This is a genomic window from Pseudomonas sp. R76 (genome assembly GCF_009834565.1).
Lineage (GTDB): Bacteria > Pseudomonadota > Gammaproteobacteria > Pseudomonadales > Pseudomonadaceae > Aquipseudomonas.
The window spans coordinates 6178954-6193626 of sequence record NZ_CP019428.1 but is presented as its reverse complement, the minus strand read 5'-3'; the positions used below and the strand labels follow the sequence as shown (position 1 = coordinate 6193626).

General features: G+C 62.2%; 13 protein-coding genes. 8 read left to right on the top strand and 5 right to left on the bottom strand.

Annotated elements, in window-relative coordinates:
- Positions 1-130 precede the first annotated feature (130 nt).
- The 5 genes from rarD to PspR76_RS28070 all read right to left on the bottom strand — a co-directional run bounded on the left by rarD (position 131) and on the right by PspR76_RS28070 (position 5875).
- On the bottom strand, positions 131-1015 hold the full coding sequence (rarD, locus tag PspR76_RS28090) for an EamA family transporter RarD (protein WP_159960415.1): 885 nt from the start codon (positions 1013-1015) through the stop codon (positions 131-133).
- Between the two features lie 185 nt (positions 1016-1200).
- Positions 1201-2175 (bottom strand): serine/threonine protein kinase, encoded by a 975-nt coding sequence (locus PspR76_RS28085; protein WP_034116112.1) that lies wholly within the window; start codon positions 2173-2175, stop codon positions 1201-1203.
- Positions 2176-2336: 161 nt separating this feature from the next.
- Positions 2337-4235, bottom strand: coding sequence for a PhoX family protein (locus PspR76_RS28080; protein ID WP_159960414.1), 1899 nt, complete (start codon positions 4233-4235; stop codon positions 2337-2339).
- A gap of 80 nt (positions 4236-4315) precedes the next feature.
- Positions 4316-5080, bottom strand: coding sequence for a TOBE domain-containing protein (locus PspR76_RS28075; protein WP_159960413.1), 765 nt, complete (start codon positions 5078-5080; stop codon positions 4316-4318).
- Between the two features lie 57 nt (positions 5081-5137).
- Entirely contained in the window at positions 5138-5875 is a 738-nt protein-coding gene (locus tag PspR76_RS28070) for a ComF family protein (RefSeq protein WP_159960412.1), read from the bottom strand.
- A 92-nt stretch (positions 5876-5967) separates the two neighbouring features.
- Here PspR76_RS28070 and bioB point away from each other — a divergent pair, with 92 nt between their 5' ends.
- From bioB to PspR76_RS28030, 8 genes are all read left to right on the top strand, one after another.
- On the top strand, positions 5968-7023 hold the full coding sequence (gene bioB / locus PspR76_RS28065; RefSeq protein ID WP_159960411.1) for a biotin synthase BioB: 1056 nt from the start codon (positions 5968-5970) through the stop codon (positions 7021-7023).
- Positions 7024-7187: 164 nt separating this feature from the next.
- Positions 7188-8369: an 8-amino-7-oxononanoate synthase gene (bioF, locus tag PspR76_RS28060; RefSeq protein WP_159960410.1), complete on the top strand. Its 1182-nt coding sequence runs from the start codon at positions 7188-7190 to the stop codon at positions 8367-8369.
- Entirely contained in the window at positions 8362-9093 is a 732-nt protein-coding gene (locus tag PspR76_RS28055) for an alpha/beta fold hydrolase (RefSeq protein ID WP_159960409.1), read from the top strand. Before bioF ends, PspR76_RS28055 begins: the two co-directional genes overlap by 8 nt.
- Entirely contained in the window at positions 9086-9898 is an 813-nt protein-coding gene (bioC, locus tag PspR76_RS28050) for a malonyl-ACP O-methyltransferase BioC (protein WP_159960408.1), read from the top strand. The genes PspR76_RS28055 and bioC overlap by 8 nt, the downstream gene beginning before the upstream one ends.
- Positions 9895-10575: a dethiobiotin synthase gene (gene bioD / locus PspR76_RS28045; RefSeq protein ID WP_159960407.1), complete on the top strand. Its 681-nt coding sequence runs from the start codon at positions 9895-9897 to the stop codon at positions 10573-10575. Before bioC ends, bioD begins: the two co-directional genes overlap by 4 nt.
- A 106-nt stretch (positions 10576-10681) precedes the next feature.
- Positions 10682-10963, top strand: coding sequence for a hypothetical protein (locus PspR76_RS28040; protein WP_025857014.1), 282 nt, complete (start codon positions 10682-10684; stop codon positions 10961-10963).
- Positions 10964-11302: 339 nt separating this feature from the next.
- Positions 11303-13108: a phenylacyl-CoA dehydrogenase gene (locus PspR76_RS28035; RefSeq protein WP_159960406.1), complete on the top strand. Its 1806-nt coding sequence runs from the start codon at positions 11303-11305 to the stop codon at positions 13106-13108.
- A 206-nt stretch (positions 13109-13314) separates the two neighbouring features.
- The gene (locus PspR76_RS28030) at positions 13315-14604 is read left to right on the top strand and encodes a GGDEF domain-containing protein (protein WP_159960405.1); all 1290 of its coding nucleotides are present in this window, start codon (positions 13315-13317) and stop codon (positions 14602-14604) included.
- The last annotated feature ends 69 nt before the right edge of the window (positions 14605-14673 follow it).

Sequence of the window (14673 nt, the reverse complement as noted above, 5' to 3'; positions counted from 1 at the left end):
GGCTTGAGCAAAAAACGAGCAGTTTCAACGGCTTGTGCACAAATGGCGGGGATCAGGTTGTGGATAACCTTGGGGTGGATGTCTGCAAGCCACGCCCGCCATGGCTTGCAGAGATTTGTACGTTATTTGATCAGCGTTTGCGCACGGTCAGCCAGGCGTCCAGGCTGTAGACCACCAGGCCCGCCCAGATAAATGCGAAGGCGATCAGCGTGCTGGTCGCCAGGTGTTCGCCGAACAGGAACACCGCTTCCAACAGTACCAGCGTGGGTGCCACGTACTGCAAGAAGCCCAGCGCGGTATAGGGCAGATGGCGCGCGGCGGCGTTGAAGCACACCAGCGGAATCAATGTGACTGGGCCTGCGGCCACCAGCCACCAGGCTTCGGAGGTGCTCCAGAATTCAAGCTGCGCACTGTGCGCCGTAGGGTTGAACAGCAGCCACGCCACGGCAATCGGCACCAGCATCCAGGTTTCCACCACCAGGCCCGGCAGTGCCTTGACGGGGGCTTGCTTGCGGATCAAGCCGTAGAAACCAAAGGTCAGCGCCAGCACCAGCGACACCCACGGCAAACTGCCGACTTGCCACACCTGCTGCGCCACACCCACCGCTGCAAGACCGACGGCCATCCATTGCAGGCGCCGCAGGCGTTCGCCGAGGATCAACATGCCCAGCAGCACATTCACCAGTGGGTTGATGTAGTAACCCAGGCTGGCTTCGAGCATGCGCCCGCTGTTGACCGACCACACATAGGTCAGCCAGTTGGCGGCGATCAACGAGCCGCTGAGTGCCAATATCGCCAGGCGCTTGGGGTTATCGAGCAGTTCACGCAACCAGCCTGGGTGTTTCCACACCATCAACAGCAGACCGCCGAACAGCGCCGACCACAACACGCGGTGCACGATGATTTCGGCAGCGGGAACGCTGGCGATGGCTTTGAAATAAATCGGGAACAGGCCCCAGATGACATAGGCGCTCAGGCCCAGGATGTAACCCTTGCGGGGGTTGGCGGGTTGCATTGCGGAATCCTTGCATAGGCAGCTAACAAAGGCGCAATTGTAAGGATTTTTGTCGACCGGTGGTGATCGTTCCCACGCTCTGCGTGGGAATGTGGCTTTTTTCGACGCTCCGCGTCCGCAACTGGAATCGTGACGCGGAGCGTCACAGGCGGCATTCCCACGCAGAGCGTGGGAACGATCAGGGGTTAGAAGAGTTTCAGCGGTTCTTCATTCAGCGCCGACAGCTGCTCACGCAACGCCAGCACCTGGTCGCCCCAATAGCGCTCGCTGCCAAACCACGGGAAGCTGTGAGGGAACGCCGGGTCATCCCAACGCCGTGCCAGCCAGGCGCTGTAGTGCATCAGGCGCAAGGCGCGCAGGGGCTCGATCAAGGCCAGCTCGCGTGGGTCGAAGTCGTGGAATTCCTGATAGCCGTCCATCAATTCCGACAGCTGGCCCAGGCATTCCTGACGGTCGCCGGCGAGCATCATCCACAAGTCCTGCACGGCCGGGCCCATGCGGCAGTCGTCCAGGTCGACGATATGGAACATCTCGTCGCGGCACATCATGTTGCCGGGGTGGCAGTCGCCGTGCATGCGGATGTTCTTGTGCGGCGTGGCCTTGTACACCTCTTCCACGCGCTTGAGCAGGTCGCGGGCCACTGACTCGTAGGCCGGCAGCAGGCTTTTCGGAATGAAATTGCCTTCGAGCAAGGTGTTGAGGGAGTCGTGACCGAAGTTCTTCACCCCCAAGGCTTCGCGGTGTTCGAACGGGCGCGTGGAGCCCACCGCGTGCAAACGCCCGAGCAACTGCCCCAGGCGATAGAGCTGATCGAGGTTGCCCGGCTCCGGCGCACGGCCGCCACGGCGAGGAAACAGGGTGAAGCGGAAACCGGCATGTTCGAACAGGCTTTCGCCGTTGTGGATCAGCGGCGCGACCACCGGCACTTCGCATTCGGCCAGTTCGAAGGTGAAACGGTGCTCTTCGAGGATCGCTTCGTTGGTCCAGCGCTGGGGCCGGTAGAACTTGGCGATCAGCGGTTCGGCGTCTTCGATGCCCACCTGATACACACGGTTTTCGTAGCTGTTGAGCGCCAGAACGCGAGCATCGCTGAGAAAGCCGATGCTTTCGACGGCGTCGAGTACCAAATCTGGCGTGAGTGTTTCAAACGGATGGGCCATGCGAACTCCTGCGCGCAGCAGGGCGCCGCGTCCGGCCCGGTATGGTAACGCACCGGGCCTGAGATAGGTGGTGACTGTGCCATTGCTATCGCGGGCAAGCCCGCTCCCACAGTTGGAATGCAACCCCCTGTGGGAGCGGGCTTGCCCGCGATGGCGGTCGGTCAGGCGCCGACGACTCCGCCGTCATCGCGCCGAATCGCCATCACCGACGAGCGCGGTTTGCCGTTTGGCAGGTGCTCCGGCCAGGTCGAACCACCGGTTTCGCCGGGGTGCTGAATGCCCACAAACAGCGTCTTCTGGTCCGGCGAAAAGCTGATGCCTGTGACTTCACATGCCACCGGCCCAACCATGAACCGGCGGATTTCCCCCGTAGTCGGGTCGGCGCACAGCATCTGGTTATTGCCCATGCCGGCGAAGTCGCCCGCGTTGCTGTAGTCGCCGTCGGTGAGAATCCACAAGCGCCCGGCCTTGTCGAAACCCAGGCCGTCGGGGCTGTTGAACATGTTTTGCGGGTTGATGTTGGATGAGCCGCCCTTCGGCGTACCGGCATGCACGCCGGGGTTGCCGGCCACCACAAACAGGTCCCAGGTGAAGTCCAGCGCGCCGTGGTTATCGGCGTCGGCCTTCCAGCGCAGGATCTGACCGTAGACGTTTTTCTCGCGCGGGTTAGGCCCGCCCACTGGCTGCCCGTCTTCGCCGCGCTTGGCGTTGTTGGTCAGGGTGCAATAGACCTGGCCGTCGGTGGGGCTGACCACGATCCATTCCGGGCGGTCCATGCGTGTGGCTTTCACCACGCTGGCGGCCAGGCGCGCGTGGATCAGCACTTCGGCCTGGCTGGCGAAACCGCTGCTGGCGTCGATGCCGTTTTTGCCGTGGGTCAGCTCGACCCATTGGCCTTTGCCCTTGGGGTGGTCGGCGTCGCCGTCGCCCGCGTCGAAAATCGCCACGTATAAGGTGCCGTGGTCGAGCAGGTCTTTGTTGGCCTTGGGGTTGTGATGGTTGATGGGGTCGCGGCTGACGAACTTGTAGATGAACTCGCCGCGTTCGTCGTCGCCCATGTACACCACGGCGCGGCCGTCGCGGGTTTCAGCCAGGGCAGCGTTTTCGTGCTTGAAGCGGCCCAGGGCGGTGCGCTTGACCGGTGTGGATTGCGGGTCGAACGGGTCGATCTCAACCACCCAGCCATGGCGATTGAGTTCGTTGGGGTTCTTGGCCATGTCAAAACGCGGGTCGTGCAGATGCCAGTTGATCTCTTTGCTGGCTGCCACCACGCCGTAGCGCTTTTGCCCGGCGTCGAAGGCCTGTTGTGGGTTGCTGCTGCCAAAGCAGTCAGTGAAGTTCTCTTCGCACGTCAGATAAGTGCCCCAAGGCGTCTTGCCATTGGCGCAGTTCTGAAAGGTGCCGAGGGCTTTTTTGCCGGTTTTGTCGGCGCTGGTTTTCAGCCAGGCATGGCCGGCAGCCGGGCCGCTCAGGCGGATCGGCGAGTTGCCGTGGATGCGCCGGTTGTAGCGCGAGTCCTGGACGAACTGCCAGGTGTCGCCCGTGCGCCGCACTTCAATCACCGACACGCCTTCGCTGGCCTGGGCCTTGTGTACGTCTTCGGCCGATTGCGGCGCGCCGCCGTGGGCGTAGAGGTAGCGGTAATTGGTGTATTCGTTGTTGATTGCCAGCAGTGCGCGGTTGTCGTCGCCGGGGAAGGCGAACAGGCTCATACCGTCGTTGTTGTCGCCGAACTGCTGCTCCTGGGCTTTGGCGGTGCCGTTGCCGGACGGGTCGAATGCCGGCGCCTGCTTGTGCAATGGCTGGCCCCAACTGATCAACACCGAGGCGCTGTAGCCGGGCGGCAAGGTAATGGCGTCACTGGTGGCGGCGGCGATGCTGGTGAACCCCAGCAGCGGGCTGGCGCTGGCGGCGTTCACGGCCAGGGCGCTGCGGGTCAGCAGGTTGCCACCGAGGAACATCGCAGCGCCGCACAGGGCGCCCGCGCCGATAAAACGCCGGCGGGTGAGGCCGACCATCTGTTCAAGGTCGGTGGCTTGGTTTTCTTCTAATAGGCTCATTTCAGGCTCCCTGCGGTTTTTGCAGACACCTTAAGGAGCACGCGTGACGAAATTGTTGCAGTTTGAAGTCGACCTGCGCGCTACACCGGCGTGCCGAGCAACACGTTGCTGGGTGAGAACTGCACCTGGATCGGCTGGCCCTCGGTGGCCTTCAACGCCTTGAGCGCGGCGGGCTGCGCCAGGGCGCATAAAACCTGGCCGTTGGGCAGGGTGATACGCACCTCGCTGGGGCCGTCCTCAGCGTCGAGAATCGTCTCGATAACGCCGCTCATGCAATTGTGTCCAGGTGTTGCGGCTTGCCCGATAGCCAGCAATTCCAGCCAACCGGCCTTGATCAAGGCCACCACTTCCACGCCGGTCTCGAGTTCCAGGCGCTGGGTGCTGTCATGGGTGATCTGCGCACTCAGGCTCAAGTCGCCCGACAACAGCAGGCGGATCAGGTCATTGCGGCCATGGCTTTCAATCGCGATGACCCGGCCGTGCAACTGGTTGCGCGCACTGGTGCGCAGCATCAAGCGGCCGAGCAGGTTGAAGTCACTGGCATCTTCATCCGAACCGAGTATTTCGGCCTGCAACACTTGCAGGCGCTGATAGAGGCGCAACACGCGCTCACCTTCGGCCGTCAGCTTGGCACCGCCGCCGCCCTTGCCGCCGACACTGCGTTCGACCAGCGGTTTTTGCGCCAGATTGTTCAGTTCATCGATGGCGTCCCACGCCGCCTTGTAACTCAAACCGGCGCTTTTGGCCGCGCGGGTGATCGAACCCTGCTCGGCGATGTGCGCGAGCAAGGCAATACGCTGGGGGCGGCGAATGATGTGTTGGCTGAGGGAGGTCGGCAGAGACATGTGGATACGCTTCTATAAGGTCAGCGGACGTTGCAGGCGTGGCGCACGGGAGTCAAGTCATGTGCCGGGTTTTGGCGTGCGGGCCAGGCAGTAGACGTCAACCTGGCGCGCCCCGGCCTCCATCAACAGCCGGGCCAGGCTGTGGGCGGTGGCGCCGGTGGTGAGTACATCGTCCACCAGCGCCAGGTGACGGCCCTGCACCTGGGCATCGGGTGCCAGCGCGAATGCGCTGAGCAGGTTGCGTTTGCGGGTCTTGGCGTCGAGGGCTTGTTGCGCGACGGTTTCATGCGGGCGTAACAACAGGTGTTCATCGTGGGCGATAGCAAGGCGTTCACTGAGCCAGCGAGCCAGCATCAGCGCCTGGTTGAAGCCCCGTTCGCGCAAGCGTTTAGCTGCCATGGGCACCGGCAGCAGGCAGTCGGGGCGCGTGAGGTCGGTGTTGTCGAAGCGGTGTTGCAGGTGCTGCCCCAGCAGGCGCGCGAGCAGGTGGCCGAAGGGCCAGCGCGATTGATGCTTGAAGCGGCTGATCAAGGTGTCGACCGGAAAGCTGTAGGACCACGGCGCAATCACCTGTTTAAACGCGGGTGGGTGTTTCTGACATTGGCCGCAGATCAGTCCGTCCATCGGCAACGGCAGGGCGCATACCTCGCACTGCGCCATTAGCCACGGCAGCTCGATTTCGCAGACGTTGCACACACAATCGACCGATTCGGTGGCTTCATCGCACACCAGGCAGGTTTGGTTGTTTTTTAGCCAGATGTAAACTTCGTGTTTGTGTCCAGGTTGACAGTGCATGAATCTTCCTTAAATATGCCGAGCATCCGTGTCGTGACTGTGGGTATTGCCCTTCCCACAGCGAAAGCCCAAGCATAATCAAGGAATCGCCCATGAGCGCCAGCACCACTGCCACCCTGCGTCACGATTGGTCTTTGGCCGAAGTCAAAGCGCTGTTTGTACAGCCCTTCAATGACCTGTTGTTCCAGGCGCAGACCGTGCACCGCGCGCATTTCGACGCCAACCGTGTGCAGGTGTCGACCTTGCTGTCGATCAAAACCGGCGCTTGCCCGGAAGATTGCAAATATTGTCCGCAGTCGGGCCACTACAACACGGGCCTGGAAAAAGAAAAGCTGATGGAAGTGCAGAAGGTCCTCGAAGAGGCTGCCCGCGCCAAGGCCATCGGCTCGACGCGTTTCTGCATGGGCGCGGCGTGGAAACACCCGTCGGCCAAAGACATGCCGTATGTGCTCGAAATGGTCAAAGGCGTGAAGGCCATGGGCCTGGAAACCTGCATGACCCTTGGCCGCCTTGACCAGGACCAGACCCAAGCGTTGGCTCAGGCCGGCCTCGACTACTACAACCACAACCTCGACACCTCGCCGGAGTTCTACGGTTCGATCATCACCACCCGCACCTACAGCGAGCGCCTGCAAACCCTGGCCTATGTGCGTGATTCGGGCATGAAGATCTGCTCGGGCGGCATCCTCGGCATGGGCGAGTCCCTGGACGACCGCGCCAACCTGCTGATCCAGCTGGCCAACCTGCCGGAGCATCCGGAGTCGGTGCCGATCAACATGCTGGTAAAGGTGGCTGGTACGCCGCTGGAGAACGCCGATGACATCGACCCGTTCGACTTCATCCGCATGCTCGCCGTGGCGCGCATCCTGATGCCGCAATCCCATGTGCGCCTGTCGGCTGGCCGTGAAGCGATGAACGAGCAGATGCAAGCCCTGGCGTTCTTCGCCGGCGCCAACTCGATTTTCTACGGCGACAAACTGCTGACCACCGCCAACCCGCAGGCTGACAAGGACATGCAACTGTTCGCGCGCCTGGGCATCCTGCCGGAAGCCCGCGAAGAGCACGCCGATGAAGTGCATCAGGCGGCGATCGAGCAGGCGTTGGTGGAGCAAAAGAGCAGCGAGCAGTTTTATAACGCCGTTGTTTGACGCCGATCCCTATTTGGAATGCAAGCCAACTGTGGGAGCTGGCTTGCCTGCGATGGCGGCGGCACATTCAGCATCAATGTGTCTGAATGACCGCTATCGCAGGCAAGCCAGCTCCCACAGTTGAGTGCATCCAGTCTTAAGTTCTTTGATCTGCCGAGGCCTGCATGTCTTTCGATCTCGCCGCGCGCCTCGCTGCCCGCCGTGCCGAACACCTTTATCGCCAACGCCCGCTGCTGGACAGCCCCCAAGGCCCGCAAGTGGTGGTGGACGGCCAGGCGCTGTTGGCATTTTGCAACAACGACTACCTCGGCCTGGCCAATCACCCGCATGTCATCGAAGCCTGGCGCGCCGGTGCGTCCCGCTGGGGCGTGGGCGGCGGCGCTTCGCATTTGGTGGTCGGCCATGCCACGCCGCACCATGAACTGGAAGAAGCCCTGGCCGACCTGACCGGTCGCCCGCGCGCGCTGTTGTTCACCACCGGTTATATGGCCAACCTCGGCGCCGTCACCGCATTGGTGGGGCAGGGCGACACCGTGCTGGAAGACCGCCTCAACCATGCTTCGTTGCTGGATGCCGGTTTGCTCTCCGGCGCACGTTTCAGCCGCTACCTGCATAACGACGCCAGCAGCCTGGCCAAGCGCTTGGAGAAGGCCACCGGCAATACGCTGGTGGTCACCGATGGCGTGTTCAGCATGGACGGCGATCTGGCCGACCTGCCCGCGCTGGCCCGCGAAGCCAAGGCCAAAGGCGCGTGGCTGATGGTGGATGATGCCCATGGCTTCGGCCCGCTGGGCGCCAATGGCGGTGGAATTGTCGAGCATTTCGGCTTGAGCCAGGAGGACGTGCCGGTGCTGGTCGGCACCCTGGGCAAAGCGTTCGGCACCGCCGGGGCGTTCGTGGCGGGCAGTGAAGAACTGATCGAAAGCCTGATCCAGTTCGCCCGGCCCTACATCTACACTACCAGCCAACCACCGGCCCTGGCCTGCGCGACGTTGAAGAGCCTGGAACTGCTGCGCACCGAGCATTGGCGGCGCAAGCACCTCAACGGTCTGATCCGCCAGTTCCGCCAGGGCGCCGAGCAGCTTGGCCTGGACTTGATGGACAGCTTCACACCGATCCAGCCGATTCTGATTGGCGACAGTGCCAAGGCCGTGCGCCTGTCGCAGATGCTGCGCGAGCGCGGCTTGATGGTCACCGCGATCCGCCCGCCCACCGTGCCAGCCGGCAGCGCGCGTTTGCGCGTGACATTGACGGCGGCGCACAGCGAGGCGCAGGTGCAGCTATTGTTAAACGGATTGGAAGCGTGTTTCCGCTTGTTAGGCGCCACGGAGCCCGACCATGCGTGATCGACTGATATTGTTGCCCGGCTGGGGCCTCGGTGTGTCGCCGCTGGAACCGTTGGCGGCCGCTTTGCGTGGCCTCGACGAGCACCTGCAGGTGCACATCGAACCATTGCCGGCGTTGGATTCCAGTGATGTGAATGAATGGCTCGACGAACTCGACGCCACACTGCCGGACAATGCCTGGCTGGGCGGTTGGTCCCTGGGCGGCATGCTCGCCTCGGAGCTGGCGGCGCGGCGCGGCGAGCGGTGTTGTGGGCTGCTGACGCTGGCGAGTAACCCGTGCTTTGTCGCGCATGCCGGCTGGCCCAGCGCGATGCCGGCCGAAACCTTTGATGCGTTTCTTGCCGGTTGCCATGCCGATTCCCAAGTCACCCTTAAGCGCTTTGGTCTGCTGTGTGCCAAAGGTGCGCAAGACCCGCGCGGGCTCTCGCGTTTGCTGGTCAGCGGTGCGCCGACTGCGCCGTCCAGCGTGTTGATGCCAGGGCTTGAATTGCTTGCCCAGCTCGATACGCGTGCCGCGCTGCAGGCCTATCGCGGTCCCCAGCTGCACCTGTTCGCCGGTCTGGATGAACTGGTGCCTGCCGAGGCCGCCAGTGATTTGCTGGCGTTGCTGCCCGATGTAGAAATCGGCCTGATTGAACAGGCCGGTCACGCTTTTCTTCTGGAAGACCCTCACGGCGTTGCGGGGGCCATCCAGGCTTTTTTGCATGAGTGCGTTGATGACTGATTTATCCCACCCATCGCTGCCCGGCGCCTTGCCGGACAAGCGCCAGGTAGCGGCATCGTTTTCCCGCGCGGCCGCCAGCTACGACAGCGTGGCCGAGTTGCAGCGCGCGGTGGGCACTGAGCTGCTGGCGCGGCTGCCCGCCGACACGACGCCCCAGCGCTGGCTGGACCTGGGTTGCGGCACGGGTTTTTTCAGCCGTGTGCTGGGCGAGCGGTTGCCGGCCAGCCACGGCGTGGCGCTGGATATTGCCGAGGGCATGCTTAACCACGCGCGGCCTTTGGGCGGCGCCGAGCATTTCATCGCCGGTGACGCTGAACGCTTGCCGTTGCAGGGCGATAGTTGCGGGCTGATCTTCTCCAGCCTGGCGGTGCAATGGTGCGCGAATTTCGAGGCGGTGCTCAGCGAGGCCTACCGCGTGCTGCAGCCCGGTGGCGTGCTGGCGTTCGCCAGCCTGTGCGTGGGCACCTTGGCTGAGCTGCGCGAAAGCTGGCGCGCGGCGGATGGCCTGGTGCACGTCAATCGCTTCCGCAGTTTCGAGGCTTATCAGCAGCTGTGCGCGGCCAGCGGCTTGCGCGTGGTCAGCCTGGCGCGCCAGGCCCATGTGCTGCATTACCCGGATGTGCGCAGCCTGACCCACGAACTCAAAGCATTGGGCGCGCATAACCTCAACCCGGGTCGCCCGGGAGGGTTGACGGGACGCGCGCGGATTGTTGCACTGGTGGACGCTTACGAGCAGTTCCGTCAGGCCCAGGGCCTGCCCGCCACGTATCAAGTGGTGTACGCCGTACTGGAGAAACCTCTATGAGCGCCGCTTATTTCATCACCGGCACCGACACCGATGTCGGCAAGACCACCATCGCCGCCGGCCTGCTGCACGCCGCACGGCTCGCGGGCAGAAGTACCGCCGCGGGAAAACCGGTGGCCTCGGGTTGCCAGGTCACACCAAAAGGTTTGCGCAACAGCGACGCGCTGGCATTGCTGGCCGAGTGTTCGTTGCCGCTGACGTATGCCGAGGTCAACCCGGTGGCGTTCGAGCCTGCCATCGCGCCGCATCTGGCGGCGCGGGAGGCGGGCGTGGCGTTGACGGTGCAATCGCTGCTCAAACCGATGCAGCAGATTCTGGCGCGGCAGGCGGATTTCACCTTGATCGAAGGCGCGGGCGGCTGGCGGGTGCCGTTGGCCGATCAGGACAACCTCTCCGATTTGGCTATGGCGCTCCAGCTGCCGGTGATCCTGGTGGTGGGCGTGCGCCTGGGCTGTATCAGTCACGCCTTGCTCACCGCTGAAGCCATCGCACGGGACGGTTTGCCGTTGGCGGGCTGGGTGGCGAACATCATCGACCCCAAGACCTCCCGTCTGGAAGAAAACCTCGCCACCCTGGCTGAGCGGCTGCCGGCGCCCTGCCTGGGCCGCGTGCCGAAACTCAAGCAGGCCAGCGCTGAAGCGGTGGCCGAGTACCTGGAATTGGACTTGCTTGACTGATTTTGGCTATCGCTAAGGCATTATGCCATTAGTGTTTTTGACGGGCGTTTTGTCTGGATCTCTGCTTCAATTCAGGTTCACGATTCTCTAAAGGCAGGCTTACGCCATGGAAATCTCTGGAAGCAGCGCGTTTTATTCGGGGCTGAGCACGATTCAGGCCGGGCAAAACCGTGTCGACCAGGCCGCCGGCAAGATTGCCAGCGCCGCGACGACCCAGCCATCGGACGCACAAAGCGATCGTCTGCAAGCCAACGACCGGGCTCAGCCGTCCAACTCGGCGAGCAATATGGTCGAAATGGCCCAAGGCAAGTTTCAAGTGGAGCTGGGCGCCAAAGTCGCCAAGGCTTCGGATGAAATGCTCGGTACGTTGATCGACACCTACGCTTAATCTCGTTCTCTGTCTGCACCGGCCCTCGTGTGGGAGCGGGCTTGCTCGCGAAGGCGATTCTTCAGCCAACACTTCAATTGGCTGATCCACCGCCTTCGCGAGCAAGCCCGCTCCCACATTTGTTTTGAGCCATTCTGTCGGACTTCTACTCTCCTTTAATCATGTGGCAACCCGCCGCAGGCCTTGCCGTGCGCGCCGTTGATCCGCGTCATGACAAATGGCGTCTGGACGATGCTTGACAACCCCAGGTCGTAAACGTATGTTTCAAACACCTGTTTGACCGCCAGCACACATCCACGCGGTTGTTCATCCCAGATACATCAGCAGAGGTTTATCGCTATGCCTGACTACAAGGCCCCCTTGCGTGATATTCGCTTCGTTCGTGACGAACTGCTCGGTTATGAAGCGCACTATCAGAGCCTGCCAGCTTGCCAGGACGCTACCCCGGACATGGTTGACGCCATCCTTGAGGAAGGCGCCAAGTTCTGTGAGCAAGTGCTGGCACCGTTGAACCGCGTGGGTGACATCGAAGGGTGCACCTGGAGTGAGTCAGGCGTTAAGACCCCAACTGGTTTCAAAGAAGCCTACAAACAGTTCGTCGAAGGCGGCTGGCCAAGCCTGGCCCACGACGTGGAGCACGGCGGCCAAGGCCTGCCGGAATCCCTGGGCCTGGCGGTCAGCGAAATGGTCGGCGAAGCCAACTGGTCGTGGGGCATGTACCCAGGCCTGTCCCACGGTGCGATGAACACCATCTCCGAGCACGGCACCCCTGAGCAGCAAGACGCCTACCTGACCAAGCTGGTCTCGGGCGAATGGACTGGCACCATGTGCCTGACCGAGCCGCACTGCGGCACTGACCTGGGCATGCTGCGCACCAAGGCCGAGCCTCAGGCTGATGGCTCCTACAAGGTTTCCGGCACCAAGATCTTCATCTCGGCCGGTGAACACGACATGGCCGACAACATCGTCCACATCGTACTGGCCCGCCTGCCGGATGCACCGGCCGGCACCAAAGGTATCTCGCTGTTTATCGTGCCGAAGTTCCTGCCGAACGCAGACGGTTCGATCGGTGCGCGCAACGCGGTGACCTGTGGTTCCCTGGAACACAAGATGGGCATTCACGGTAACGCCACCTGCGTGATGAACTTCGACGCGGCCACCGGTTTCCTGATCGGCCCGGCGAACAAAGGCCTGAACTGCATGTTCACCTTTATGAACACCGCTCGCCTGGGTACCGCGCTGCAAGGCCTGGCCCACGCTGAAATCGGCTTCCAGGGCGGCCTGAAATACGCCCGCGATCGCCTGCAAATGCGCTCGTTGACCGGCCCGAAAGCACCGGACAAAGCCGCTGACCCGATCATCGTGCACCCTGACGTGCGCCGCATGCTGCTGACCATGAAAGCCTTCGCCGAAGGTAACCGTGCGATGGTGTACTTCACCGCCAAGCAAGTGGACATCGTCAAATACGGCACCGACGACGAAGCGAAGAAGCAGGCCGATGCCCTGCTGGCCTTCATGACCCCAATCGCCAAGGCGTTCATGACCGAAGTCGGTTTTGAGTCCGCTAACCACGGCGTGCAGATCTACGGCGGCCACGGCTTTATCGCCGAGTGGGGCATGGAGCAGAACGTTCGCGACAGCCGCATTTCGATGCTGTACGAAGGCACCACCGGCATTCAGGCACTCGACCTGCTCGGCCGTAAAGTGCTGATGACGCAAGGCGAAGCGCTCAAGGGCTTCACCAAGATCGTGCACAAGTTCTGCCAGGCCAACGAAGGCAACGAAGCGGTCAAAGAGTTCGTTGCACCACTGGCGGCACTGAACAAAGAGTGGGGCGAGTTGACCATGAAGGTCGGCATGGCCGCGATGAAAGACCGCGAAGAAGTCGGTGCCGCGTCGGTGGATTACCTGATGTACTCCGGCTACGCCTGCCTGGCTTACTTCTGGGCCGACATGGCACGCCTGGCTGCCGAGAAACTGGCTGCCGGCACCAGCGAAGAGGCGTTCTACACCGCCAAGCTGCAGACCGCGCGCTTCTACTTCCAGCGCATCCTGCCGCGTACTCGTACGCACGTTGCAACCATGCTGTCGGGTGCCAACAACCTGATGGACATGAAAGAAGAAGACTTCGGCCTGGCTTACTAAGCCTTACCGGGTTCTCTTGAAAACCGCCGCCTCCTTTGGGAGCGGCGGTTTTTTATTGGCTTATAAAAAACACAGTACAGCACTCAGGGATTGCGCTTGGCTGCCGTTAAAGTGATGGCAATGTGATACAGGTCACATCGAATGTGCTTAACTGTGCTCAGTGAAGGCACTGTGCCATCTTTTTTGAGTGGGTCGGAGCTTTACCCTTGTCGCGCGCGTCCGCTGTACGTTTCAGTCATTTTCTTCCCTCGTTGCTGCTGTTGCTGGCCGGGCTCTCGGCTGCGTATGTCAAAGATCTCAATGTCTTCTTCACCTCGCTGTTCAACGTTCTGCCGACCTTGGTGTTGCTGCTCGGCGGTTCTTACTGCGCGGTGTATCGGCGCCAGCGTGAACTGTTTTTGATGATCACGGTGTACGTCGTTTACTTCCTGCTGGACACCCAGACCGATTACTACCGTGACAACGGGCGCGTGCGCGAAGATGCGGCGGTGGTGTTTCATCTGTGTTGCCTGTTGTTGCCGCTGCTGTTCAGCATTTATGCGCTGTGGCAGGAAAAAACCCACCTGTTCCGCGACTTCGTGGCCCGCTGCGCCTTGCTGTTCGCCGTCGGCAGCGTGGCACTGGCGCTTGAGCAGAGTTTTCCGCAGGCCTTGCTGAGCTGGTTGGCGGAGATCCGCTGGCCGGCCTTGCATGGCCGATGGATGAGCTTGATCCAGCTGTCGTACCCGATGTTCCTGATTGGTTTTGTCACCCTGGCGGCGCAGTACTGGTATCAGCCGCGCCCTTTGCACGCCGCGCAATTGGTGGGGCTGTTGGGGCTGTTCTGGATGTTGCCGCAAACCTTCATCCTGCCGTTTACCCTGAACATCATGTGCAGCCAGGTCATGCTGATGATTGCCGCCGGCGTGGCGCATGAGGCGTATCAAATGGCCTTCCGCGACGAGCTGACCGGCTTGCCCGGCCGCCGTGCCCTCAACGAGCGCATGCAGCGGCTGGGGCGCAACTATGTGCTGGCGATGAGTGACGTCGACCACTTCAAGCGCTTTAACGACACCCACGGCCATGACGTCGGCGACCAGGTATTGCGCCTGGTGGCCAGCAAGCTGTCCAAGGTCAATGGTGGCGGGCGGGCTTACCGTTATGGCGGTGAGGAGTTTGCCGTGGTGTTCGCCGGCAAGACCTTGGACGAATGCATGCCTCACCTGGAAGAGATTCGCGAGATCATCGCCAACTACGACATCAAGCTGCGCAACCCGGACCGCCCACACGACGATCAGCAGGGCCGCCAACGCCGCGCGGGCAGCGGCGCGTCGAGTGTGTCGGTGACCGTCAGCATCGGCGTGGCCGAGCGTCAGGCCGAGCAACGCACGCCGGAAGAAGTGCTTAAATCCGCCGACCAGGCGCTGTACGCCGCCAAAGGCGCGGGGCGTAACTGTGTGGTTGCGGCCGGGCAAACCCGGCGTGGCGCGGTGCGCATGGAGACTGCTGCCGGTTGAGTGATGGCGGTGTATTCAGCGGTTCTACAGTGATTGTTTGCGGCGGTGGCCGGCAGTAGGTTGAAACCA

Bases quoted from the DNA above. Each gene is read 5' to 3' on its own strand.
- PspR76_RS28075 (WP_159960413.1), bottom strand. From the start codon at position 5,080: ATGTCTCTGCCGACCTCCCTCAGCCAACACATCATTCGCCGCCCCCAG.
- PspR76_RS28085 (WP_034116112.1), bottom strand. From the start codon at position 2,175: ATGGCCCATCCGTTTGAAACACTCACGCCAGATTTGGTACTCGACGCC.
- PspR76_RS28040 (WP_025857014.1), top strand. From the start codon at position 10,682: ATGGAAATCTCTGGAAGCAGCGCGTTTTATTCGGGGCTGAGCACGATT.
- bioF (WP_159960410.1), top strand. From the start codon at position 7,188: ATGTCTTTCGATCTCGCCGCGCGCCTCGCTGCCCGCCGTGCCGAACAC.
- bioC (WP_159960408.1), top strand. From the start codon at position 9,086: ATGACTGATTTATCCCACCCATCGCTGCCCGGCGCCTTGCCGGACAAG.
- PspR76_RS28080 (WP_159960414.1), bottom strand. From the start codon at position 4,235: ATGAGCCTATTAGAAGAAAACCAAGCCACCGACCTTGAACAGATGGTC.
- PspR76_RS28070 (WP_159960412.1), bottom strand. From the start codon at position 5,875: ATGCACTGTCAACCTGGACACAAACACGAAGTTTACATCTGGCTAAAA.
- bioB (WP_159960411.1), top strand. From the start codon at position 5,968: ATGAGCGCCAGCACCACTGCCACCCTGCGTCACGATTGGTCTTTGGCC.
- PspR76_RS28035 (WP_159960406.1), top strand. From the start codon at position 11,303: ATGCCTGACTACAAGGCCCCCTTGCGTGATATTCGCTTCGTTCGTGAC.
- rarD (WP_159960415.1), bottom strand. From the start codon at position 1,015: ATGCAACCCGCCAACCCCCGCAAGGGTTACATCCTGGGCCTGAGCGCC.
- bioD (WP_159960407.1), top strand. From the start codon at position 9,895: ATGAGCGCCGCTTATTTCATCACCGGCACCGACACCGATGTCGGCAAG.
- PspR76_RS28055 (WP_159960409.1), top strand. From the start codon at position 8,362: ATGCGTGATCGACTGATATTGTTGCCCGGCTGGGGCCTCGGTGTGTCG.